Below are 26,081 nucleotides of genomic sequence, written 5' to 3'. Positions count from 1 at the left end.
TAAATTTAGGCCGCAACCCGAGTTGCGGCCATATCGCTATCAATTATTTGGTAGGTGCATGATAAAGCGCCTGATGTGCAGCGTTCAATTCTGCTTCAGGCATTTTGACAACTTTACGATCATAGGTCATCAAACCATTTGTTTCTACTTCCACATCTGTTGTCTGTGTATAAACAGCGGCAGACAATCCCATAGGAATTAGACGTGTCAAGTCATGGATCAGGCGTTTATAGCGCTCCAATAATTCCGTTTTATTTTTAAAACTTTGGTATCCCCAGTTGTCTTTCTGCTGCCAGGAGTGCCCATCGATCGGTAATCCCAGGCCACCAAATTCACCCAAAGCAAGCACTTGTTTGGCGCCGAATAAATTTGGATCAGGCATGGCTGCATCGGGATAATTATGGATATCCAAGATATGTCCAGTTTCCATAAAATTACCACCGCTGGCACTATTGACGAGTCTTGAAGGGTCATTGGCCATTGTCCATTCCGTTATTTCCTTCGTTTTGAATTGCCCCCAAGCCTCATTAAACGGCACCCAGATGACAATACTTGGGTAATTATGCAACACTTCCATAATGGTTTTCCATTCTTTTCTGTAGTACCCCTCAGATTCCTGCGAACGTACTTTATCCCTATTTCCTCCAGAAATCTTTCCCGGTTGCATATCCCAATGGTTTCCGCCAAGATCACCACTAGGCATATCTTGCCAGACCAGCATACCTATACTATCACAGTAACGGTACCAGCGCGCCGGTTCTACTTTGATATGTTTACGGATCATATTGAATCCCATTTCCTTTGTTTTGACAACATCAAACTTCAGCGCTTCATCCGTAGGTGCTGTATGTAGACCATCTGGCCACCAGCCTTGATCCAATGGACCATATTGGAAGGTAAACTTATTGTTTAACATTAAACGTTGAACGCCATTTTCGTCTTTCTGCATGGCTATTTTCCGCATGGCAAAATAGCTTTTCGCCTGATCTACGACTTTTCCTTTTCGAATCAGCTGAATTTCTAGATCATAGAGCTTAGGGTTACTTGGCGACCATGGCTCCAGATTAGGTACCGAAAAATCGAAAGATGTATTCGGTTGTCCGGTTTGTTCTTTAATAACCTTTCCGCCATCCAATGCACGCACCTTTATTTCGTCACCGGCTTGACTTCCTTCTACGGAAGCCTGAAAGGCCAAGACTCCATCGTCCAGACGCGGCGTCTGTTTGGTACGCACAATGTACGTTTGGGGGACACTTTCTAACCAAACGGTCTGCCAAATTCCCGTCACTGGTGTATACCATATACCATTCGGCTTGTTCACCTGTTTACCCCGTGGTTGTGGACCATCATCAGTCGGATCCCATACCCGAATGGCTATTTCCTGTTTCGCTCCTTTCTTTAGGAAGCTTGTCACATCCATCGAAAATGGATCAAATCCACCTTCATGTCTTCCGACCAATTGGTTATTTACATACACATCACATTGCCAATCTACGGCACCGAAATGCAAGAGGACCTTATTTTTATGGACAGACTTGTCCAATGTTATAGTATTATTATACCATAAGGCTTTATCTTTCCCGACCTCTTTACCAACACCGGACAATGCCGATTCAATAGCAAAAGGAACAAGGATATTTCCGTCCCATTGACGAGGAATCTCTTTAGTACCTACTGGAGTGACAGCATATTTCCATAGCCCATTTAAATTCTGCCAGTTATTGGTTCTGGTTAATTGTGGTCTTGGATATTCAGGATGTGGCTTTTGTGCCGTTACTTTCTCGCCCCAAGGAGTTAATATATGTGACCCTGCGGGTTTCCAATCCTGAGCAAAGTTCAATTGTGCTGCCATCATCAAACTGGCAAAAAGTAAGGTTTTCTTCATCATAAAAAATCGTTAAGTCATTTATTTATATCGTATTTATACTATTTTACAGTTGGAAAAGCAGCAATGCGCAAACGTGCTGCTCCCATGGGAATCAGTTCAACTTCCTGCACCGCACCCTTGCTTTCCACCGGACTCAGAGGCAATACGCCCGTTAGTCCATTTTCATCAATTTTCCATCCATCAATACGTTTCGCTTTCACAAGAATCGAAATAGGTACTGCTTCTGCGTCAAAAGGAAATGCATCTTTAGGCCATGGTCGTTTGACCACTTTTAGTTGGTCAACAGCTTGTAGCTGATTTTGTACAAGTCCGTAATTCCAGTCACTTGCAGGAAGGATTTCATAAGATGGCCATTTTGATGGATCTGCAGTCTCCTGCCATTTAGAATCTCCAATTGCTGAAGCCTTACTATCCTTTTTTACATAATTCTCTTTGATTTTGAGTGCATAGGTCAATGGTCCACGCTGGATACTAACTGAATTTTTATTGGCCGTCCATGTTTTCAGATCTATGGTCATCGGTAAGGAGAGTTCGACCTTGTCGCCGTCTTTCCATTTCCGTTCAATCCGAATATATTTTGCTCCAGCTTCTATAGCCTGACTTTTACCATTAACCGTTACTTTGGCTTGTTTCGCCCAGGCAGGTATACGGAGATAAAAGGGGAAATCAACTGTTTTACCCTGTGTGCCTATTTCAAATCGCAGCGATTCTTCAAACGGATAATTGGATTCTTGTCTGATCTGAATGGATTGATTGTTTCCGACTTTGATTTCAGCTTTTGATGCGGCATAAAGTACTGCCGCAACACCATTATCATTCGTTGCCATATACAGATGCTCCGCATAATATGGCCAACCCTGACTGTGATTATGCTGACAACAACGTGAACTGAAAGGGTTCATCATTAAAAATGGCCCATTATTATCAATCCCGGGAGCATGATTATGGCTATCGCTGATAGTCATATTAGGGCTCGTGATATAGCGCAATGCTTTAAAATCGGCTGTCACAGCGGCTGGGTAGGTATTAAAAGCAACTTCCTCCGCATGATCCGCCCAAAAAGGATCGCCTGTTATCCCGAGAAGGATTTCATTGGAAGCCATCTGCTCCACCATTCCACAGGTTTCCACTCCCTGACGGGGATCGGTATATCCCGGACGTGCATTTTCATCGGCCCCGAACATGCCGCCCGGAACCTGACCAAATACTTGTCTGACAAAATGAAAATTATCGTAGGTTGCGTTAAGATCTGTAGTCGACTGGCTTTTCAGATAATAGGTTGCTGGCTCTCTAAAACACTGCGCTACGTTGACATTATGCCAATTGGGCAAATCATCTTTCTGCCGCCAATTGGCTGTATTCCGATGAATTTTATCTGCTAAATCCATCAACCATTCATTACCCTGTGTTCTGTTATAAAGCCAATATACGGATAGCAAATTATCACCACCACGACTGTTCTCCCAATAATCCTTGAGAAAAAAACTATCTGGCAAATTGGCCTGCCATTTAAAATAATTGATCATCAACGTTATGACACGTTGGTCACCGCTATATTCATAATAGGACTGCAAACACCATAGCATCAACATATTCCCCCAAAGATCGGGTTTGTTATTACGCAGGATCAATGGTCCAAAGTATCCATCAGGACGCTGGCTTTTTAGCGCGGCCTCTAACCAGATTTTTGACTCTGCTATTATCTTAGGATCTTTCAAGATGTAGCCCAAATTAGCGTAGCCTTTTAACCAATAAGGAACTTCTTCCCAGCCATAATCTCCTTTCCCATCCGTACTTAACCACGCATTATTTTTTTTGGACAACCAGGCACTAATTTCTCCCAAATGGCCTGTAAGACCATCTTTTTGCAACTCGAGGTACTTCCCTAACCAGCCTTCTGGCACGATACTGCCCACCGGTAACTTCAGTAAGGCATTTTGTTTTAAAGGCAATCGGTTATTAATATAGCTTAAATTTTTTCCCTCCGCCGGCAGATGATCAACAGTAATTACTACATTGCTTTGCGCTGAACTTAGAAAACAAATTCCAATCAAATAAGATAATAAACCGATTTTTTTCGTCATTGTTGGCTTGATTAGTTTATAACAGATTATCCAAAAATAAGGTTTAATGAATGAGTTGGATGTTTGATTTTTCTCAAAAAACTGCCTATTTGTATCAAATCAATAAAACGCAATTGAAAAATCCTTTTAAGCCTATAAAATGAAGAAAGCGCACCACTTCACAGCGGTGCACTTCCAAACCAATCACTATTAAATATGTATTACTTTACCGAAAAACGATACAGGGATTTTGTCTGATAAACGTGCCCAGGGTTAAGGACAGTTGTTGGAAAATTAGGCTGATTTGGGGCATCCGGAAAATGCTGCGGTTCGAGGCAAAAGGCCGTACGAAAGGAATCTTTTTTTCCATTCTTCAATTGCACTTGTTCGTTCATAAAATTACCGCTATAAAATTGTATTCCAGGTTCTGCGGTCAGAATATCCATAACAATACCTGATTTATCTCCAATCACATGGGCCGCTTTATACCAGTCTCCTTCCTTTTCTCTACTCAATACAAAATTATGATCGTAGCCCTTTCCAAAGCTCAGTTGCTGATCATTGGCATTGATATCCTTTCCAATCGACTTTAAATTCGTGAAATCAAAAGGGGTTCCCTTTACCAATGCTAATTGTCCTGTTGGTATGAGTGTACTATCCACTGGTGTGTATTCATTCGCAAACAATTGAAGCTGATGATCCAGAATTGTACCGCTTCCTTCACCATTTAAATTAAAGTAAGCATGGTTGGTCAAATTGATCACCGTCTTTTTATCGGAAGTAGCACGATAGGCAATCATCAATTCATTATTATCGTTAAGCGTATAAGTCACTTCCATCTGGATGTTTCCTGGAAAACCCTCGTGTCCATCAGGTAAGGTGTAAGCAAAAGTAAGAGACGATTTATCTGACGATTTTAATGTCCAATGGGCGAAATGCACACCTTTAAAACCACCATGCAGTGTATTAGGACCGTTATTTACCGCCAATGCATAAGTTTTATCATCCAACTTAAACTTTCCCTTAGCAATCCGATTACCAAAAGGCCCTACAATAGTACCGAAAAATGGTTCTTTGGGATTATTATAATCAGCCGCTTTAGAAAAACCCAAAACAACATCGCACAACTTACCCTTATTGTCAGGCACCCATAATCCGACTAAACGAGCGCCAAAATTGGTAAAATAAGCTTGTACGCCATTTTTATTGCTTAGTTCATATAGATAAGCCTGTTTTTGATCAATAGTTCCGCTGAACTGTGCGGTATCCATGAAGCCCGATAAAGAATCTGCTTTTGCAGATTTGGAGACAGTCGATTGCTGACAAGACACACAAAAAGCGAGCATTGCAGAAAGACCAAGCAAGGTCATTTTTCCTTTCATTCGTCGTATTTTAAAATGGTTTATAATCTTTACTTAGATAGAACTTGTGTCCATTTCTAGATTTTTTTATAATTTTAGCGATTACAATACATAGGCTAAAGTCTTAAATTTTTGAGATACTTTAAGATTAAATTGTTTCATTTTAGCACTATTTTGTATCAATAACCAAATAATCATGATCAACCTGAGGTTTCTACGCGTTGTATTGTTTCTGCTGCTTCCGCGCTTGCTCTATGCACAGCCCTATTATTTTAATCATTATCAAATTAATGAAGGATTGTCAAACAATGCAGTCATCTGTAGTATGCAGGATAGTCAGGGCTTTCTTTGGTTCGGCACGAAAGATGGGCTAAATCGCTTTGATGGCAATAATTTCAAACATTTTAATGCCGCTAGCGTTGGGAAAAACAACCTGGGTGGCAACAACATCATTTCGTTAACAGAAGACTTTCGAAAAAGAATATGGATTGGTACAGATCAGGGAATCTATTGCTACGATCCTGTGGATGAAGAATTTAGACTCTTGAGCAAACAATTTGAAAATGCAGATGTCCCTGTTATCATTACCGATCAACGCAAAAAGATTTGGTTTATATCCAACGGAATGCTCTATTTCCATGATTTGATCAGTCAGGAAATTCGACAACTGACTAAATCAGACCTGTACATTACATCCATCAGCTGCACGAAAAACGGAACTGTGTTTTTCGGCACTCCTGAAGGGAAGATTTTCCAAATAGATGCTTCGGGAACCCCTGTGCTTATGCTCGACTTTCAAGCAAAATATGGTGCTAAAGATTGGTTTAGTATTGAGAAAATAAAAGAAAATCACCAAGGAGACTTATTGATTGGTACTTCCAAAACTGGGGTATACAGCTATCGATTCAAAGACAAATCGCTTAAACCCATACTAGGCCCCGAACAATTGAAGCAATTTCTCTATGTAAGAGATATTTTACAGCCAAACGATCATGAATATTGGTTCGCAACAGAATCTGGTCTCTTTATTTATCAAATAGCTACTCAACAATTCATCAATATTCAAAAAGAGCAAGAAAATCCCTGGGGCATATCCGACAATGCTATTTATAACATCCTACAGGATAAAGACGAAGGTATCTGGTTGGGAACGTATTTTGGTGGAATCAACTACTATCATAAAAACAACAGTATAATCGAAAAATTCCTACCACAGGACCGCCCGGGGAGCTTAAAAGGGTCTGCCGTACGCATTATAAAAAAGGATATCGACCATAATATCTGGATAGGCACTGAAAACGGTGGATTATCAAAACTCGACCCCATATCGGGTAAAATTCAAAACTTCTCGGACAAACAAGGCAATCTGGCAAATAACAACATCCATGGTATTCTTCCTATTGGCGACAAATTGCTGATAGGCACTTTCGTCAATGGTCTCGATATTTTTTCACCCAAGCTTAAAAAAGTTATCTATCACATCGACCGTAACAGTAATACCCCATCATCCGATCTCCAAAGTAATTTTCTTTTTTATCTCTATAAAACTCGTCGGGGGGATATCCTAGTGGCTTCAACCCGTGGATTATACCGCTTTGATTTTGATAAAAAATCATTCCACCTCATCAACAATGTTCCAGAATACATGTTTTACACAAGTATTTTAGAAGATAAAAAGGGTAACATCTGGGTAGGCACGTGGCGAGATGGCCTATTTTGTTATCACCCGACGACGCGTTACTTCAAACATTACACCCATCGGCAGAACGACCCTAGCTCCTTGCCAAATAATAGAATCAATAGCCTATTTGAAGATTCTCAACAGCAGATTTGGATAGCCACAGAAGGCGGAATGGCCAAGAAAAAATTAAATCAAGAGGGTTTTCAAAACATTGGTCTAGCAGAAGGAATGCCGAGTAATGTGACGCTAGCTTTCTTAGAAGATAAACAAAAGAATCTTTGGGTGAGTACCTCTAAGGGTTTGGTACGCTACCACCTTCCCAATGGTAGAAAACGGATTTTCAACTTGGAGTCAGGCCTCCCGACTATCCAGTTCAATTACAATTCATCTTTTAATGACGACAATGGAAAATTCTATTTTGGTACCATCAATGGGCTTATTCGTTTTAATCCCGAAAAGCTAAACCAAATTAACTATAAGAATCAAATACCGATTTATATCACTAATTTTTACATCAACAACAGAGCGATCAATCAATATACCGATCCCAAGATTCTATCCAAATCAATATTATTCACTAAGAATATAAAACTAAAACACGACGAATCATCCTTCAGCCTTGATTTTGCAGCTTTACATTACCAAGCCCCCCATTCTATTCATTATAGTTATAAGATGGAGGGTCTTGACGACAAATGGATAGACATTACAAGTAATCAACGTGCATATTTTACCAAACTTTCTCCCGGAAAATATATTTTTACAGTAAAAGCAGAAGACCCCAATGGTAATACAATCCCAACTTTTGCTAGTCTTAAAATCGCTATTCTTCCACCTATATGGGCAAGCTTACCAGCCTTTATTTGCTATGCATTAATAGCCGCTGCATTGATTATATTTATTATTTATCATTTTAATGAAAAGATCAAACAACGCAATCGACAACATCTTTTAAGCGTACAGAACCTACGCGAACAAGAACTCTATCGTTCAAAAATCAATTTCTATACCGATGTTGCGCATGAGATACGAACACCATTGACCTTGATCAAAGCGCCCCTAGAAAAACTTATGGATAAGGTAGATCATAATCCCGTCACCGACAAACTATTATTGACCATGCAAAACAACACGGAGAAACTAATTGCCCTAAGCAACCAATTGCTGGATTTTAGGAAAGTCGAAACGGAAGGGTTTAAATTACACTTTGAATCGGAAAACATCAGCCTGATGATTCAGGAAATCATCGGAAATTTTACAGTGACTTTACAGTCGCAGGGGAAACAGATTGTATCGCAAATTATGCCTGATATTATCGGTCAAATCGATGCGGACGCATTTGACAAGATATGTTATAACCTATTGAATAACGCTCTTAAATATTCCTTATCTTTTATTGAGGTAAATTTGAATATGGATAAACAGAAAAATATCTTTATATTGACCGTGAAAAACGACGGCGCTTTAATTCCTTCAGAAGAAAGGGAAAGAATTTTTGAACCATTCAATCGCTTAAAACAAAATAAGAATGTTCCTGGAAGTGGTCTGGGCTTGGCATTGACAAGATCCCTAACGTTGAAACATCGAGGTACCTTGTTATATACTATAAATGACCTTCAATTGAACGTATTCACTTTGACGTTACCTTTGAATCACAATACAAATCCATAATTATGAATGCCAAATCCAATTTATTACTAGTAGATGACCATACCGAACTACTCGAATTCATCGCAGATGATCTCAATGAAGATTATCAGATAACGACGAGTTCTAATGGAAAACAAGCGTTGGATTTACTAGCTTCTGAATATTTCGATCTGATTGTAAGCGATGTAATGATGCCGGAAATGGATGGTTTTGAGCTTTGTCAAAGAATAAAGGAAAACATCGCGTATGCACACATTCCAGTTATCCTTTTGACTGCAAAAAATAGTATTGAATCAAAAATTCAAGGGCTGGAATTTGGTGCTGATGCTTACATCGAAAAACCTTTTTCGCCTGCTTTTTTGAGGGCGCAGATAGCTAGTTTGTTAAAAAACCGGATAAAGGTTAAGGAGTTTTTTATCAAAAATCCAATGTCCCAGATACAACAGATCGGCCAAAATCAAAGTGAACAGGAGTTCCTGCTGAAAATTGAAGAAATTATTATGCAGCACCTCGATGATCCACAGTTCAATGTCGACCGAATGGCCGACATACTTTGTATGAGTAGACCTACACTCTACCGCAAAATCAATGTTGTATCGAGCCTCTCCCCTAATGAATTGATTAATTTGACCAGGCTTCGAAAAGCAGCAGAACTGCTTATTCAAAAACAGCATAAAGTGTACGAAATTTCAAATTTACTAGGTTACAGTTCCGCAACACATTTTTCGCGTAATTTTCAAAAACAGTTTGGCCAAAGCCCAACTGAATTTCAGGAATCACAATCGAAGTGACCTATTACTTGAGCCACAACATCCATTCTAGACATATTAAACTTAGGTAAACATGTAAGATTTCAAATACATCTGTTCGAAATTAAATTCAAATTACTCTTCTATTTGAAATAAAAAGAGAACCAGATTCGCTAGGAATCTGGTCCTTTTTTTAGCATCGGATCTGTCGATTAAAGCATACTTCAGCGCATGTTTTCGTGATACATATCGGTATTTTTTATCTTGACATGGATGTTACAATTCAATATCAACTTGCACACCATCAGGACTATTTTCAAATCCCAGTAGATAGGTGTTTGTTCTCGTATCCCAATTTACTTCCGAAAACACATCGCGTTTCCCTACCAAAACACGCTTTGGCTTATTAGGCAATAATATACGCGAAACGTTCGTCGTGTTAATCGGGCTTTTCGCAATAAATGAATACCGATCATTAGCCGTTACTTCGCTGTAGATACGACTTGCGGATGCCAACACCTGTGGTTGTTGTTTATTCTTTATGTGATCGATATTCACAAACAAACACTGCTCATTCGGCTGTATACTTTTAGACGTGATAATAGGCAAAGCCGGATCGTAAAGATCGATTAGGTTTCCGTTAACCTGATAAGGTTGATTGCTCACACTCTCATCCAATACAGCGACCAGATCGTAATTGCCTCGCGTCAGTGTAAAATAATTTTTAAATTGCAGCTTTTTCCCTCGACCAATACTTTCATAAAGATTCTTGGTCACATCCAGCAGTTTCTGATTGTTATCAGGTTTAATCACAAATTCCTTAGGATCGGATCGTAAGACGTACAAAGTACCTTTCCCATACCTGTATTTTCCCTCTTTTGCCATTTCGTCCTTCAGTCCCATCTGCTCAAATAGATGATCGGATGGCCTTTGATACTGTCTACCATTGCTATTCCACCATTCCTGTACCGATTGAAAAGGATCGAGATCCGTTCCACAGTAAATCAAGACGCCACCATTTCTCACCCAATCCGCGAGGTGATGATGTGCTTCAGGGGCTAAAGGCTTCATATTGGAATAAGACATGAGCAGGACTCTCGTGTCCGCGAGTGCATTCTTGACCGCTAAATTCTCCAAATGAACTGTTTTTATAGGTACCCCGCGTTTTAGGAAAGGAAGGGCGAGTCCATAAAAGTTGGCTAATTGTGGATCATCATATCCTTCATGTGTAGGAAAACGCTGGAACATCAGTGAATTTGCCAAGAGCACACTGATCCCTGTCGACCCAGAGACTTTGCTGGTTGATTTGGGCATACTGTTCAGGCTATTGATCATCACCTGCATTTGGGTCGAATAATGTCTTGGTATTTTTTCTTTTTGATCACTATTAGGACTTGTTTTATACAGTCCCTCATAAATACGTTCAGGCCAGGGCATCACCTCATAGTCGGCGATATTCGGATATAAAAGCTGTGCTGTGAATGTCGCCTGATAGTTTTTCTTGTAGTCGGCCCAATCCCGAGGCCAATCTTCGATCGGATCTGTCAAAAAAAACATCTTCCGTCCAGTTGGTGCAGTCATGGATTCCATAGCACCATATTCCAAAAATGCCGTTTCGAAAACCCTTTCTTTTGCGACGCCATTAAAATAATTAGGCTCACGTGAAGTTCCTGTCCATACTTGCGCTATGTAACCATCTACACAGGGAAGAGAAGCCAAACTTGCTTCGGGACTAACGATCATCCATTGCGAATAGTTGATTAAAGAGTGTGTCGGCACATAACATTTTACGTCCATCCCTTTGGTTTTACCATAAGATTTAGCATAAGTAAAGACTTCATTCAGCGCATGAAGATATAAAGCATACTTCAATTTATTCGACAAGTAAGTGTTTTCGGGCGATTCGTGTTGCGGTCGCCAATCAAAACCATAGTACCTTTTCCATTCATTTTTAAACGATTCACTGTATCCGGCACGTGCCCAAAATTCGGGTTCTTCCATAAATATAGCGTCGATGCCAGCATCAATGACCCTTTTGATATGCATCTCCTTAATATACTTTAAATAATTTTCACTAGGAACAATATATGGAACCATATGACCATGCCAGATGGTGTCGCCTTTGACATCGACCTGTCCCTCATCCAGGTGCATCTTCCCATCCCATTTCCCTGTAAAGTAATCTTGGTACTCGCCCCAGGCAATCCCCGTCATAAAATGAGCAATATACCCCTTATCACGCCAAGATTTCACACGATCTTCAAAGGGTAACTTTCTGGATTTGTCGGAAGGGTTCCCTCCTGTTCCATAGACCATTACCGCATCCGCCCGGTTATCAATTGTTGGACGCCACTCCCTGGAGCTTTGAAATGTTGTCTTTATCGGATCTTTCTTTTGAGCGACCGTCGTCAGCGCCGCCAGCATCATTAGCGAAAGTATGTTCGTTTTTATCATAATTTATTATCTATTTCTACTACGCACAGTTTACGCCTATATTCCCCTTACAATTCAACAGGTTTAGCCCATAAGATCTAGCAGATGAGGAGCGAGCCTATGATTTTAACAGACTCGCTCAACATGGATAAAGATGTGATTATTGAATATCGACCCTTTTGGCTTCGTTGTAATTCCATCTTCGCGTTCCCGTCCCCCGAGGCGTGTCGTAATTAATCCGCGAGGCTGCCCGAATAAAAACCGTTCGCCCTTTTGGGATTTCGCCCACAGATTCGAGATCAATAACCTGCCCCAATTTTGAGTTAAAGCTATTGCCACCATACTCAATTTTGCTAGACCAACGTTCATCTCGCGCTCTATACCCTACCGTGGAGGAATAGCTGACAAAGAATTGTATATCTGTCACATTTAAAAAATCCACATTGTAATTTCCTAGAGGTTCAATTATATCCCGAAAAAACTGTTCGGTTACGGCGCGTGTAACTTTTACCTTAGCTTTTACCTTTCCGTTTTCCACAACTGGATTTCCGACCCATTCGACTTTAAGAAAAGGATGCACCTCCATCTTAATTTCATGAGAGCCATTCAGCTCCATGTTTTTGCTGTCATCTGACAGCACCTTCCCATCGCCATCGGTACGTACCAATGGAATAAAAGGCCCATCAACAGTGATATTATAATTACCTTTAAACAATTTCGTATTTTGAAACGTCCCGTCGGGCATGCAATAGAAATCAGGGTTGTGCTCCACATTGTCACCCCAACTCAGCTCTGTTAATCGAACACGGATACCCTCACTTCCCTGATCGGTCAATATGGGTTCTCCGGTCGATGCGTCGACCACAATACCTTTTAATGCCACCGAAGGAGCTTCATAATTATCTGCCTCAAAAAGGCTGCACGAACTTAGCATACACATGATGCCTATCGCGCCGAAAATACTTTTTTTCATCTCTTTACGTTTAGTGATGGTTTGAATGTTCCGAATTTAGTTGCCTGCTATTTTCCGGAACGCTGCTCCACCAGTAATTCACTTTGTTATTAGAATTTCAGGCCTTACAAGTGACCTGCGCCGGGCGCCTCGAAGCGCTCAACACAGCATACTTGTTTATCGGTTAGGTTGCTGGTCAATCACTGGACTTTTCGCTACCTCTCCTCCGGGAATTTCAAAATAATAGTCTATAGGTGTATACCGGAATGTTTTGGTACTCACCCATTGAAATCGTGCATCAAAGAAGTATTTACCCGTTGAGGTGGAAAAAAATGGATATAAACCCCTGAACCTAAAATTTTCATTGTTGCTATATAGATTTTTATCCTTTTGTGTTCCCCAAAATCCATTCCGGCCTTCAAAATGCAGCACACGCCATCGACGCAAATCCCATTTTGCTTTATGTTCAAACGCAAGTTCCTTGCGACGCTCTCTTCGTACAATATCTCTTCCTGTATTATCTCCGGAAATCGCACCTGTTAGCAAATCTGCTCCCGCCCGCGAGCGAATCTCATTGACAGCACTGGTTGCTATCTGTAAAGGGTCGCTTCCATCAGCAGGATTAGCACCTAGCATTTTGAGTTCGACAGCTGCTTCAGCTGCATTTAATAAAACTTCAGCGTAACGCATTAAAATGAAAGGCTGATCAGACTTCCCTTCCCCCACTTCTTTTGCAGGATTTGTATTCAGCCATTTACGTACATAAAAACCAGTTAATGTGGCTTCACCATTATCGAAGAATGGCCCTTCGTTTCCGGCAGCATTCATTTTTTGTCCATTATAATCAACAGTTTGCTGACCACTACCATCTCTTGGACTCAGGTAAAGCGTCTTGGGTGAGCCTGTGTAAGCATCCAGCTGTTGATAACGTGTATCCGCGTTTGCATAAGAATAATCCGTGAACAATGGCTTTATGGGTGCTGAACCGGTGTATATGCCTGCCCGTATTTCCATTTTTCGATCCTTGAAGATATCATCGGGAAAGATAACATAAGCACGCAAGCGAGGTTCCGCATTCTTAAAGAAGTCCATCGGTTTGTCGTAAAGTCTATATTCCCCCTCCTTGCTGCTTTGTCCGGTCGTTACTTTAACTGTTCCGTCGGCGTATTTGTCAAATCCATCAAACAGTTCCATAAAATCTACCGTTGGACAAGTACCCGCAGAAAGTGGCGATCGAAAAGTGAAGGGCGAACTAAATGCATCAAAACTATGTGTCAATGTCGGATAAACATATTGTTTAACGTATATATTTTCCGGACTACTGAGGTCACTAAACATGTCCACCATATTTTGATACTGAGCATCTTTATCGTTCGCTGCCCATTTCTTTTTATACAGCGAATAGCCCCCACCTACTATTACCTGTCGAGCTGCAGCGTAAGCTTCTTCAAAGTACTTTTGTGATGCAGCTCTTGCTGTGGTGGCATCGAAACCAATCACCCGTACACCAGTTTTCCTTCCAAGACCAGTCAAGCGACCAGAAACAGTTTCATTATATTTGGCCACACTTCCAGCATAAAGCATAGCTTCGGACTTAAAAGACAGTGCTACAAACTTGTTGGAATAACCTGTTTTAGGACTCTTCGCCATAAGCAATTTAATCGCCTCATCGTAGTCTTTAAGGATTTGGTTCCACGTATCTTCTTCACTGGAACGAGGTATTTCCAGATTATCCAATGTGTTCGGATATTGAAGTTCTTTCGTCACCAAAGGAATTCCCCCGAAGCGTCGTGCCATGGCGTAAAACACGGTTGCCCGAACATAGTATCCCTCACCTAAGTAATGATTATAAAGTTCTTCAGAAAATTTATCCTTGTAATTGGGTAGAGTTTCAATGAGATGATTGGCATCCCGAAGTAATTCGAACGCTCTTTCCCAATACGCTGTCCGCTCGCCCGTAAACGAAGTACTGATTCCATCCCTGGTCACAGCTTCGCCCGTCCCTTCAATGCCAATCGCAGCCAGCCAACCATTGAACTCTATCCCCCATTGTGCCATATATTTAAAATCTTCAAATGGCATTAGACTGTACATCCGAGCCATGTAGATATCCATACCGGCTGGGGTATTCAATAGATCTTGATCTGTGACAATATTTTTGGGCGTGATATCCAGATCGGCACAACCTACAAATCCGATGGAGCCAGCTAATGATAATATAATGAGTAATTTTTTCATCTGTATAAATTTGCTTTTCAATTGTGATGAAGCTATCCGATTTATTCATTCCCCAATAAGATTGAATAAATTATGATGGTTTCATTGGAACATTTTTTTGCTTGCTAAAAAGTAAGCGATAAGCCTAATGAATAGGTTTTATTCAATGGATACATCCGACCTAAATTATCGTCTGGATGTTCGGGATCCACATATCGTACGCCTGTGATCGTAAATAAATTGTAAGCATTTGCATAAACACGTAATCGCATTGATGAGGATGTTTTTAAATTCGAAAAGGTGTACCCCAATTCGATGCTTTTAAGACGTAAATAAGCTGTACTCACCCGATTAAATTCAGAATTGGATTTTGGATATCGTCCGGTGAAACCATAATAGCCCCGAACCCATTCAGTTGCGGGATCATAAGGATCTGCCAATGGATTAACAGGGTGCCAGCGGTCAAGATATTGTTCAAGGGTTCCGCCTCCATTTGTTCCCCATATTGCATAAAGTGGTTCCTTATATTCCATTGAACCCAAAGCTGAGCCTTGAAATAAGAGGTTCATATCGAAATTTTTATACGCTGTTTCGAGGTTCAAACTATAATTGACCCAAGGCGTCTGATCAAAGGCAAATGGATGTTCATCCTGATCGTTGATTTCACCATCCCCGTTCCAATCTAGGTATTTATAATCTCCAGGCAATACATCACGTTCCTTGTAAATTGGATAACTCCAGATATCGTCCCAATTTTCAAACCGTCCTGCCGATTCATAGCCAAATTGTATCCCTTGATACCGGTCGTTGAAGTTGTCATTACGCCAACGGTCGTACGAGTTTTTATATGGGCCATTTTGAACAGCTGTGAGATATTTATTTCTAGTCACCGTGGCAATCGCGCGAATATTATAGGAGAAATCGTTGATTTTATTACGGTGTTTCAATTCCAACTCTAATCCCATGTGACGATCACTATTGGCATTTTCCATCGGGGCTATGGCCCCAATTACTGTAGGGAATTCACTTGTACGCCGTTGAAATAATCCTGATCGCGTGCGTTCAAAATAGTCCAAGGTAAAACCGAACAATCCGTTCCAGCCTTCAAAATCTAAACCTACATTAAATGTTTTCGCTTTATACCAAGTAATTAACTCGTTGGCGATAGCCTTTCGACTTACACCCGTAATGTATTTATCACCGAAAATGTAGCCTGGTGCATATTGATTGTTGTATCCATTTTCAGCATTTCCGCTGGTTGCAGGATAAACATAACCCGGTACCCAACCAAAATCCCATGAGTCTGACAAATCATCGCCCAGCACACCATAACTACCTCGTAATTTCAGTTGATTAACAAAAGAGAGGGCGTCGATCGATTTAAAAAACGGCTCTTCAGAGATACGCCAGCCTACAGAAGCGGAAGGGAAAAATCCCCATTGATGCCCTTTTGCAAAACGGGAAGATCCATCATAGCGAAACTGGAATTCGGCAATATAACGTCCAGCAAAATCATAGTTAACACGTCCAAATAGTGCAGACTTCGCTTCATTATAATAGTCACCGATCCCACCATACATGGAAGTCATTTGTCCATCTTCTACACCAGCGAGCAATTGATCTGAACCGAAAGCAAGATTTTTCAATCCATAGAAGTTATCGCCATCGTTTTTTTGTGATTCCCAGCCGACAAGTGCAGCTAGCTTATGTTGATCTCCAAAAGTTCGATCATAATTCAAAATAAATTGCCCCAATACCTGTTGCTTATCATAAAACTCCCGCTTCATTTGATTTGGACTACTCAAGTTATAGAGCTTCTGATCATATTTACCCGTTGTTTTATTCAACGCATACTGATAATATTCTTTTCTGAATAGGGAATTGTTATCTGCACGGTAATCGTAACTAATTAATGCCTTTGCCGAAAATCCTTGAAGAAAAGGAGATAAATTACTCAGCTCATAATTCAACGCGGCGGAAGATTGAAAGGTCTTCTTTTTGAATTTGCGATAGCCGGAAATAGATGCATCCATCATCGCGACTGTATTTTGTTCTAAATCTAGTCCCTCATAATTTAACAAGGTATTGTTGGGATCTGCGTATGCAGGAAACAATACACCCTGACGCCAATAATTCCGAATGATATCAACAGCACTGTTGTAAGGATTATTTTGCTGATCGGCCATGCCACTGATATTTAAGTCAAGTTTCAATCCCTTAGCTAATTCTGCCGAAATATTAGACCGTAAATTGTATTTATTATAATTGAGATCACCTGATTTAAAAAAGCCTTGCTGGTAGGAATAACCTCCCCCAATATAATATTGAACTTTATTACTTCCACCAGAAAAGCTAACATCGTGTTGAGTCTGCGGCGCATATTTTGAAAAAATCAGACCTGTCCAATCGGACGAACGTCGAGTACCATTTCTAAAATCTTCAAAATCCTTCTCGGTATATATGGGACTACCACCATTGATATTGTTCATGGATTTCTCATTATACACCGTCATGGCACTGATTGCATCAGCCAATACAGGTAGTCCCGAAGGCCTTTGAAAAGTATAAGATCCATTATAATTGACGATCGTCTTCCCTTCCTTTCCCTTTTTTGTCGTTACCAGTACAACACCATTTGCCGACCTCACCCCATAAATAGCAGCCGATGCATCCTTCAGTACCGAAACGTCTTCAATATCACTTGGATTCAGACGCTGAAAGTCTTCACTTGTACGGGGTACCCCGTCAATTACGACTAAGGGAGCTCCCATACCACGTATATCAAAATTAGCACTATAAGCTCCTGGCTCTGCACTCTTCTGCCAAACACGTACACCGGCCACGCGACCAGTTAGCATATTCTGTGGATTTTCGTTTTTCGTCTGCCTCATTTCTGTCCCCTTGACAGATGCAATGGCACCGGTCAGGGATTGTTTACGCTGCGTACCGTAACCGACTACGACAACTGTTTCCAGCTGCATGTCATCGCTTTGCAATACGACATTAATCGTAGACTTCCCGTCTGTAACCTCCTCCTTTGCACTGAAGCCGAGGGATTTAAATAATAGTTTTTTACCTTCAGGAACACTAATAGAATAGCTTCCGTCCGCGTTAGTCGTTGTCTCTATACGACTATCTGCGTTCTGAACCGATATCGTCACTCCAGCAATCGGCTTATTGTTACTATCCAATACTTTTCCCCTGACATTCCGTTGTTGGGCCCATCCGATGGACGGAATACCCAGCGCCATCAGCACAAGCAGTGTGCTGATTCGCCGCCTCGATTTCCCTATATCCTTTTTCATCTTAATAAATTGGTTTTAACTAGTGATTGTGCTATTTGAAGTATTTCATGAGCGTTTAGGCTCGGTTTTGTTGATATCTGTTACTAAAATAAATCTTGCTTCCATTGATCTTCTACCTCATCCGGTTATTTCCCGTCATGATCCTGAGATAGCATGGCGTACTGTGCCGCATAGGCAAACATGAACATCCCCTCTAGGTTGTTTTTACCTGTGTCTGCGTGCCACCCCCCGAGAAGATCTTGCGGCAATAAGCCTGAACGCAAAAAGTGTGTATATCCATAGTCTAAATTCTGTTGAAAGGATTTCTTATAGCTGCCAGCTTTTTTGAAAACTGGAGAAATCTGAAGAAATCCTCGAAGCAATACTCCATTAAACCAGTTATTAAACCCATCCGACGCATAAGTATAGTGTGTAGGAACCTGCGAACCCGGTGTAGCAAAATATTGGAAACTCGCATCGGTCAACTGCTCTCCGTCTTCCAAATAGATTTTTGATTGAGTCGCCCGATACAGATCGGCAGCTCCAGAAATCATTGTACCGCTGTTATACGAAAAAGAGGTCCCAACAGCTCTCCTCAATTGGGTATTTTTTCGGTACTTTATACCATCCACAATTTCGTAGGCAACACTGCAATCTGGATAACATTCGCCCAGCATATCATCATATACACCTTTATCGTTCAATAGATGATCCTTTTGCCAAGCATAAATCCTTTTAGCAAAATCCAAATAATACTTGCTCTTCCGAATCGTTTTCGAACGGCGGGATTGTTTGTCTTCTATATCAATATATCGATATGTTATCAGGTCCTTCTTGGTTTTATAAATTTCGTGTAACCAAACCAGCGGGCTAACCATTGGTGCATTGCTACAGGCGTGTTTTGTGACATAGCCCGGTCCCCAAGGTATTCCACCATTTTCATGCCCCCGATTATCGCGTGTGCAGTCCCATCCATCCAGAACATAAGCAGTCAGATACTCGGCTTCCTTTAGATAAGTATCTTTACCAGTCAGCCGGTACCCCTCTATCAACCCCCGTATCATCCACATCTGATCGTCATAAACATTGAGTACGCCGGTTACATTGGCTTTGCCTTTTTCCCCGACACGATCCACAGCGTACACTGTCCAGTCCTTTGTCTGTGTAAAGGATGTAAAGTTGAAGGAACCTAAATAATAGGCTGCATTACCATGGAGCTCCGCCAAAAGATTAACATAGCGTTTATAGTTTTGATCGAATAAACGATAGTTCCCCTTTTCTTTCTGCGACTTAAGCCCCCCTAAAATGGCATTGACAGCTTCTATCGAAGCGGAATACATCCATACACTTGCTTTTTCTTGGGAGCGCACCTTTGTATCCGGGTTATAAAAACGATACATAGCTTGTCGATCGGCCGAGAAATAAACTTCCATTGACCGGTCAAAAAGTTCCATCGAACGGCGTAAGTTTTGCTCTTGAACAGTGCGGCTGTTATTGCTATCGGCAGCGGGAAAAGATTTTTGTGCCTCGACATACCCATAAGGAACAATCATCATGGATATAGAAGCAACAATAACAAATTGCAGCTTTTTAAAGACTTTCATAAGTGATATTTTCGATTTATAATTAGTTCGAGTTTCTACCGGAAATACCTGTAGGAATTCGAACGCAAGGTAGTATTGACTGATTATTTTTTTGGTTAAATTTGGGTTAAAACGTAAAAATAAAACGATAACCCTAGCCCCCATTTGTTTTTATATTATCATTAATGATACAAATACAACTTGGTGATTGTAACATAGGTTTTATTTTATTGGCCGCATTTTTTTGCATACTTTTAACGCTGTTAGATATATTGGTAAGGGATATCCTAACTATTACGATTTCATTAAAAGCCGACAAGAGACAACAGGTAACATAAGCAGCTCATTGTCGACGACTAATTGGTTTAAGTTTTTGATTGTGCTATGCCACGCTGTACACTATATATTGTTTTTTTACTTTTAATTCCGATACTATCCCTATCTCAGGGGCTCAAGTTTAGCGCCGGCCATGAACCTATAGATAAACGGACCTCCTACGAATTATTTAATAAAAAGGAGATTTCATTCGAGAAGCAGTTTACCTTAGCATTTCAATTATCCATTTACGCATCAAACTCTTTAGGTAATATTTTCCGTGTCAAGAATAAGGACAACAACACGATATATAATCTGTTTTATGATGAAGAGGGAGAAAACTGTATTTTCCGCCTGAATGAAGAAGGTAAGACTAGTCTGATCATCGCAAAAATAAATCAGCAGCGACTATTTAAGGAGGAATGGATAAACATTCAGTTGACCTTTGATCTTGAAGAGCAAGTCTTTAAGCTTAAGATCCAGGATCAAGCGTTTGAATCGCCAAAGGTCAAGCTACCGCGAGTATACAGTCCCCGAATTGTTTTTGGAAAAAGTGATTATCTGATTGATGTACCCATGATGTCGATCAAAAATGTACGTATTGGAAATGCAACGCATCAGTACTTCTTTCCGCTAAAGGAGAATGCGGGACATATTGTCCACGATGAAGATGGCAATGCTTACGGGAGTGTTTCCAATCCAACATGGCTAATGCTAGATTCTTACAAATGGAAAAATATTTTTTCGAACAGTTCACCGTCACAAGCTGGCTCATGTTACAATCAGCGAACGAAAGAGATTTATTATTTTAATCAGGATTCCATAACCATATACAATGTAAAAACCAATCAAACGAATAAGCTGGCGTTTCAAAACCCCTGTCCTGTTAAACTGGTTTTAGGAAACAATTTCATCGACTCTACGACAAATAAACTCTATGTTTATGAACTTTTTTATACGCAATCTTATTTAGGTCCTACAGTCGCCAGTCTTGATCTTAAAAATTTCGAATGGAAAGTCGAGAGTTACGACCTGATCAAGAAGGAGCTAAATCATCATGGCTCTTTTTATGACGAAAGAAATCGGCAGTTCTATATTTTCGGGGGCTATGGCAATATGACATACAGTGATGAATTTAGACGTTACGATGTCGACTCCAACAAATGGCAAACCGTAGAGGGATGGTCAGGTGATAAAATCTTCCCGCGTTATTTTCTTACCGCTGGAAAAGGTACCGAAGATCATACCGCCTATATATTCGGAGGTATGGGCAATGAATCGGGAGAACATATTGTTGGGCGAAAATATCTGTATGATTTTTATCAGATTAATTTGAACAGTAAGAAAATCATTAAAAAATGGGACATCATGTGGAAAGACAAGCATATCGTGCCAGCCCGAGGTTTGGTCTTTCCAGATGAGGCACACTTTTATGCTCTATGCTATCCAGAGTATCTAACAAAATCCAATATTCAACTTTATCGCTTTTCGATTCAAGACGGAAGTTTTGCCATAGTAGGCGACTCCGTCCCGATCTACTCGGATAAAATAAGTACGCATGCCCAACTTTATATGGATAAGCAGTTAGGCAGACTCCTAGTGTTGGTTCAGGAATCAAAGGATGATATCCAATCGACATTAAAGGTTTATTCATTAAACATGATTCCTATAAGTCTGTCTGAGCTAAACAGCTTTCCTAGATATGGTTCTCACCGCAAGATATTTCTATTCTTGATGATATTGGGGATAGTTGGATTGAGTATCTACTTTATTTGGAGGCAAAGAAAAGGAAAAAGACAATTAACTAATCTACTAGAAGAGACGGCACTTATCACACACCCAATAGCAGTGACCGCTGAATTGCCAAAAAAAGACGATTTTGTTCGTCCGAATGCAATTTTTCTATTCGGTGAGTTTCGTGCGTTTGATCGAAACAAACGGGATGTCTCCTATTTATTTAGCACAAAGCTTAAGCAGGCATTTTGCCTCATTCTATCCCACCGATCGGGTATAAGTTCTCCATACTTCAGCCAGATGATGTGGCCTGACAAATCAGAAGATAAGGTCAAGAACTCGCGAGGAGTCACGATCAACCATTTAAGAAAAGTACTAAACGAATTTACAGGAATAGAACTTGTGCATAAGAAGGGCCGATTTATTATTGAAACAACAGAAGAATTCTATTGTGATTATGTAGCATGTATCCAGTTAATGGTTGATCCATCGTGCATCAATGAAAGCAGATTAACTCAAGTCATTCAGCGGGGAAAGTTCTTACAGGGATTGGATCACCCTGTATTTGATACCCTAAAAACTGAAGTTGAACAAAGTTTGCTTCCTATTTTTCTAGCGAAACTTCAGCAAGCGGATCTCGAACATCAACATAAAAAAAGCATTGCGTTAGCACATGCCATACTGTTATTGGATCCCTTGAATGAGCAGGCTATATTCTCTCAAGTAAGAGCGATGTTTGCCTTACATCAGCAAGAGGATGCCCGTATAAAATTTCAACAATTCTGCCTCAATTATAAACAGCTGATGAACGAAGATTTCCCATACCAACTGGATAAAATTATATAGCCCCCATTTTAGGTCGCCGCCCCCCCACGATGACGATTTACAAATTGCTTTTTCAGCATATACAACTTGTAATGATCGTACAAGCCGATAATTAGAAGAACAAAACAGACGATGTAAAAAGTTTTGTTCGATAAGTAGGTAAAAGAAATACCACTTAAAAGCCCACCAAGTACATAAGCTGACACAATGCTCAAGAGCAAATGAAATTTATCCACCAATGCCTTATTATTTCGGTTTGATTCTTTTGTAAACATCGAAATTAATATGGCAAGATCTGTCGTCAAGCCGGTTAAATGTGTCGTTTTTACGACAAAATTTGATATGCTCGCCGTTAAACCATTTTGTAATCCCATCGCAAACAATAATGCGCCAACAAGTATCTCTGTTTCTTTTAAAGAGTCCTCATAAAAGACATCCAGATATATGCCTACAAACAATATACTCAGTATTTCCAATGCCAAGGGAATAGAATGAGTCAGGTAGGAACTAAAGCGTCCTTTACCATGGATAATGATAAGATTCGAAATCATACTTCCCGTCAAAAAAAGTAATATCCAAAACAACACCACTGCCCCTTGATACCAATTCCCTTTCGCTATCTCCTGGGCAAAAACAGCATAGTAACCGGTTACATTGGATGTAAACGAGAAGAAGACGATAACGGAAGCGACATTGACCATTCCCGCCGAAAAAGCGGTAATCCCGCCCAACTTGATATTATCTTCGATGGTCCTATGATTGCTATATTTTCTCAGCATATTTTTCCTTTCCTCCTTTTTTCAACACGATACGCGCTATACCTTTTGTCTGCATATCCAAATTAAGGTGCAGCACCAATTGGTTTTTGTTGAGCTTCTGAATAACAAAGCTTTCAATAAGCTCATCATTCTTTCGAAGCTCAAGGATGTGCCCCCTCCCCTTCAAAAACCAGTTGTATTGTTGATCCTCATGATGGGCAATAAAATTTTTATCACCCATCCTCTCAAAATGCCATAACCCATCCTGCAAAGGCGGAAGATGAGCTATTGCGGCATCTTTTATTCCTTCATGAATAACAGTCTGCTTCTTAAACATAGGCGACTTCTCCACTTTCTCAAAGTACCAACCTTGCTCTTCCCATTCGCCTTCTAAAAGCCGCTCAGGGTTTTCATAAAAAACAACCATTGAACTCGCTCCCAAAAGCAGAAAAGTCAACAATACAAAGTTGAATTTTGCCAGTATTTTTCTCTTAATAATTAACATCCCATTTTTTGTTAAAAAATAAATCCGCTAACACATTTCTCCCTGTTTTGTTTGTTCCAGGTTTTTCGACGATCCTCACATTTTTCTGTTTACTTCTGTTCAAATGAAGCAAAGCCTGTCCCACGTCAAAAAAGTGCCGTGTTCTTTTTTCAAATTGATAATCTGTTGGAACTTTGACTTCATCAATCCGAGCTCCACGCAAATAATGCTTTAAATAATTGAGATTGTCCGAGCTGAGGATATCGGTATAGATTGTTAGCTTACGATTTTCATACCGATGACAGATCATTTGACAGGCTTTCAAGAAATCTTCGGATTGAAGATTGCTAAGTTGGTCTTCCAACGTGATTCCTAATAATTCACTGATCGAAGTACTACTCTTATTCCCATAGACTAGAATGATGTCAAGCTCTTCTGCCGTCGATTGTTCGATGCTATGAATAACAAAAAATAGCGAATCAATTGTAAAATCACTTGGAATTAATACCCGCGTTGCCTTTGCCATATCCAATTATTTTTATATAAAATTAATAGGCCACCATGGCAATCGAATGAATCTGGAATTAACTTTCTATTAGAATGTTCAAACCGATATTAAAATGAGATTAAAAAGAATGCGCAGATTAAAATCAGATTAAAAAGAATACGTAGATTAAAATTTGGTTCCGGCCTTGTAGTATAATTCTGCCAGTGCCTTCCGAAAATCCGTAAAAAGCTTTTCTTGCTTTATGCGCATTTCGATCAGTTTGCTTTCTCTGCTATTGACCACAAACAAGGTTGATTCACCTAGTTCAAACTTGTTTAACTCTCCCTTAAGTAAACGTTCTTGGTTACTCACATTCAACGCATGAAGTTCGAATTGCGTGCTATACGCTGTTAATTCGTTGTATTTTCTAATAACATCATTGTAAATGTTGCGCTCCGTAACCGCCTGTTCGTAGTGCAATTGATCTAACTTAATTCTTACCTCTTTTAATTTACCCCTTTCGCTGCGGATAAATAGGGGAAATGCAAATTCAAACCCAAGTTTATAATTCTGCCAGTTGAAATCATACTGTGTTGGTATAAAATCATTGAAACTGCGGCGGCTTGATATCAGTGTTCCTGAAACCGTAAATTTTGGTTTGAGCATTTCCTTACGGTAGCGTTCCTCAAATTCGAGCTGTTGATTTTTACTCGCCAATTTGATCAATTCAGGATGGGCAATTTTGGCTGAATCAAGAAGCGCATGGATCACTTTGTTGTCCGGCAAGAGAATTTCGCCAGCTGCCTTATGAGGAACTGCGTAATCTGGAAGTTCCACTGGAAATTGCTGATCATTCCAAAGGTGATTAGATAACATAATTCGGGCATTTTTTAACTCGGCTTCATACTTCGAAAGCTCTATCCACCTTTCTTTGACCACGACAGAGGCCTCAATCGAATCAATCGCAGGTTTATCACCCAAGACGGTTTGCTCACTGATGGCCTTAAAACGTTGATCTGCTAATTTTACACCCTCCAGTAAAAACTGATACTGCTGATAGGCAAAATACCAATTCCAGTAATCTGAGACTGCCTGGAACCAAATGCTATTGATTTGCTTTATCTTTTCGCCTTCTAAATAGCGTACCATTGCTTTTGCCTGCTGTAACGTATTTCTTCTGCTATCAATAATTAATCCTTGTCCAAGTGGTATACTTAAGCCTACGGCAGACAGGCCAGCGCTGTTCGTCCTGGATTGAGGGTTGGTATAGTCACCGACATTCCTATCGTAAGCAATTTTAAGGTCGGCTCCAGCCAACCAAAGTGGAATTTTCAGCTCACTATTCCACGCGTTGTAGTATTCCTTATTGCCGAAGTATTTATTTTTAAAACTTGCATTGATAGTCGGATCAAACTTACCTAATCCCTGCATCACCTGCGCCTTAGCCGTCTCACTCAATAGATTGACTTGTTTTACAATCGGATGGTTAGCCATCAAAAGTGCCTCCATGTCGCCCAAAGTGAACGTTTTTCTCGCCGTATTCTCCTTTTCCTGCGCGGGAAGCAAATGGCATAGAAAAACATACAATACAATAAAAATGAGATTCAATTTGCTCAT

15 protein-coding genes are annotated in these 26,081 nt (G+C 40.3%); 3 read left to right on the top strand and 12 right to left on the bottom strand.

Annotation, left to right across the window (positions count from 1 at the left end; all coding sequences use genetic code 11):
- Nucleotides 1–43 precede the first annotated feature (43 nt).
- The 3 genes from B2107_RS07395 to B2107_RS07385 form a co-directional block, all read right to left on the bottom strand.
- On the bottom strand, nucleotides 44–1,888 hold the full coding sequence (locus tag B2107_RS07395; RefSeq protein ID WP_293954594.1) for a glycoside hydrolase family 2 protein: 1,845 nt from the start codon (nucleotides 1,886–1,888) through the stop codon (nucleotides 44–46).
- Nucleotides 1,889–1,926: 38 nt separating this feature from the next.
- A complete protein-coding gene (locus B2107_RS07390; RefSeq protein WP_293954592.1) occupies nucleotides 1,927–3,972 on the bottom strand; it encodes a beta-L-arabinofuranosidase domain-containing protein in 2,046 nt (681 codons plus the stop codon).
- A gap of 200 nt (nucleotides 3,973–4,172) precedes the next feature.
- On the bottom strand, nucleotides 4,173–5,333 hold the full coding sequence (locus B2107_RS07385; RefSeq protein ID WP_293954591.1) for an aldose epimerase family protein: 1,161 nt from the start codon (nucleotides 5,331–5,333) through the stop codon (nucleotides 4,173–4,175).
- Nucleotides 5,334–5,508: 175 nt separating this feature from the next.
- Here B2107_RS07385 and B2107_RS07380 point away from each other — a divergent pair, with 175 nt between their 5' ends.
- On the top strand, nucleotides 5,509–8,664 hold the full coding sequence (locus B2107_RS07380) for a ligand-binding sensor domain-containing protein (RefSeq protein ID WP_293954589.1): 3,156 nt from the start codon (nucleotides 5,509–5,511) through the stop codon (nucleotides 8,662–8,664).
- A 2-nt stretch (nucleotides 8,665–8,666) separates the two neighbouring features.
- Nucleotides 8,667–9,434 carry a response regulator transcription factor gene (locus B2107_RS07375; protein WP_293954587.1) on the top strand — a complete coding sequence of 256 codons (768 nt, stop codon included), beginning with the start codon at nucleotides 8,667–8,669 and terminating at the stop codon, nucleotides 9,432–9,434.
- A 234-nt stretch (nucleotides 9,435–9,668) separates the two neighbouring features.
- Here B2107_RS07375 and B2107_RS07370 read toward each other — a convergent pair whose 3' ends face one another.
- The 5 genes from B2107_RS07370 to B2107_RS07350 form a co-directional block, all read right to left on the bottom strand.
- Nucleotides 9,669–11,846 (bottom strand): hypothetical protein, encoded by a 2,178-nt coding sequence (locus B2107_RS07370; RefSeq protein ID WP_293954585.1) that lies wholly within the window; start codon nucleotides 11,844–11,846, stop codon nucleotides 9,669–9,671.
- Between the two features lie 139 nt (nucleotides 11,847–11,985).
- Entirely contained in the window at nucleotides 11,986–12,798 is an 813-nt protein-coding gene (locus B2107_RS07365) for a DUF3823 domain-containing protein (RefSeq protein WP_293954583.1), read from the bottom strand.
- 156 nt (nucleotides 12,799–12,954) lie between these two features.
- Entirely contained in the window at nucleotides 12,955–15,015 is a 2,061-nt protein-coding gene (locus B2107_RS07360) for a RagB/SusD family nutrient uptake outer membrane protein (RefSeq protein ID WP_293954581.1), read from the bottom strand.
- A gap of 104 nt (nucleotides 15,016–15,119) precedes the next feature.
- Nucleotides 15,120–18,299, bottom strand: a complete 3,180-nt coding sequence (locus B2107_RS07355) for a SusC/RagA family TonB-linked outer membrane protein (RefSeq protein WP_293954579.1) — start codon at nucleotides 18,297–18,299, stop codon at nucleotides 15,120–15,122.
- 125 nt (nucleotides 18,300–18,424) lie between these two features.
- Complete coding sequence (locus B2107_RS07350) at nucleotides 18,425–19,882, bottom strand: glycoside hydrolase family 76 protein (RefSeq protein WP_293954577.1); 1,458 nt, start codon at nucleotides 19,880–19,882, stop codon at nucleotides 18,425–18,427.
- 363 nt (nucleotides 19,883–20,245) lie between these two features.
- Between B2107_RS07350 and B2107_RS07345 the strand changes: the two genes are divergently transcribed.
- Nucleotides 20,246–22,756 (top strand): kelch repeat-containing protein, encoded by a 2,511-nt coding sequence (locus B2107_RS07345; protein WP_293954575.1) that lies wholly within the window; start codon nucleotides 20,246–20,248, stop codon nucleotides 22,754–22,756.
- Nucleotides 22,757–22,764: 8 nt separating this feature from the next.
- On the opposite strand, the gene B2107_RS07340 is transcribed toward B2107_RS07345, so the two are convergent.
- The 4 genes from B2107_RS07340 to B2107_RS07325 form a co-directional block, all read right to left on the bottom strand.
- The gene (locus B2107_RS07340; RefSeq protein WP_293954574.1) at nucleotides 22,765–23,514 is read right to left on the bottom strand and encodes a YoaK family protein; all 750 of its coding nucleotides are present in this window, start codon (nucleotides 23,512–23,514) and stop codon (nucleotides 22,765–22,767) included.
- The gene (locus tag B2107_RS07335; protein WP_293954572.1) at nucleotides 23,498–23,998 is read right to left on the bottom strand and encodes a hypothetical protein; all 501 of its coding nucleotides are present in this window, start codon (nucleotides 23,996–23,998) and stop codon (nucleotides 23,498–23,500) included. Before B2107_RS07335 ends, B2107_RS07340 begins: the two co-directional genes overlap by 17 nt.
- The gene (locus B2107_RS07330) at nucleotides 23,985–24,503 is read right to left on the bottom strand and encodes a hypothetical protein (RefSeq protein WP_293954570.1); all 519 of its coding nucleotides are present in this window, start codon (nucleotides 24,501–24,503) and stop codon (nucleotides 23,985–23,987) included. Before B2107_RS07330 ends, B2107_RS07335 begins: the two co-directional genes overlap by 14 nt.
- Nucleotides 24,504–24,650: 147 nt before the next feature.
- The gene (locus B2107_RS07325; protein WP_293954568.1) at nucleotides 24,651–26,081 is read right to left on the bottom strand and encodes a TolC family protein; all 1,431 of its coding nucleotides are present in this window, start codon (nucleotides 26,079–26,081) and stop codon (nucleotides 24,651–24,653) included.

Source organism: Sphingobacterium sp. UBA7855, from assembly GCA_002500745.1.
GTDB lineage: Bacteria > Bacteroidota > Bacteroidia > Sphingobacteriales > Sphingobacteriaceae > Sphingobacterium.
Note: the sequence above shows the minus strand (reverse complement) of the source record. Positions and strands in the feature narration are given on the sequence as shown.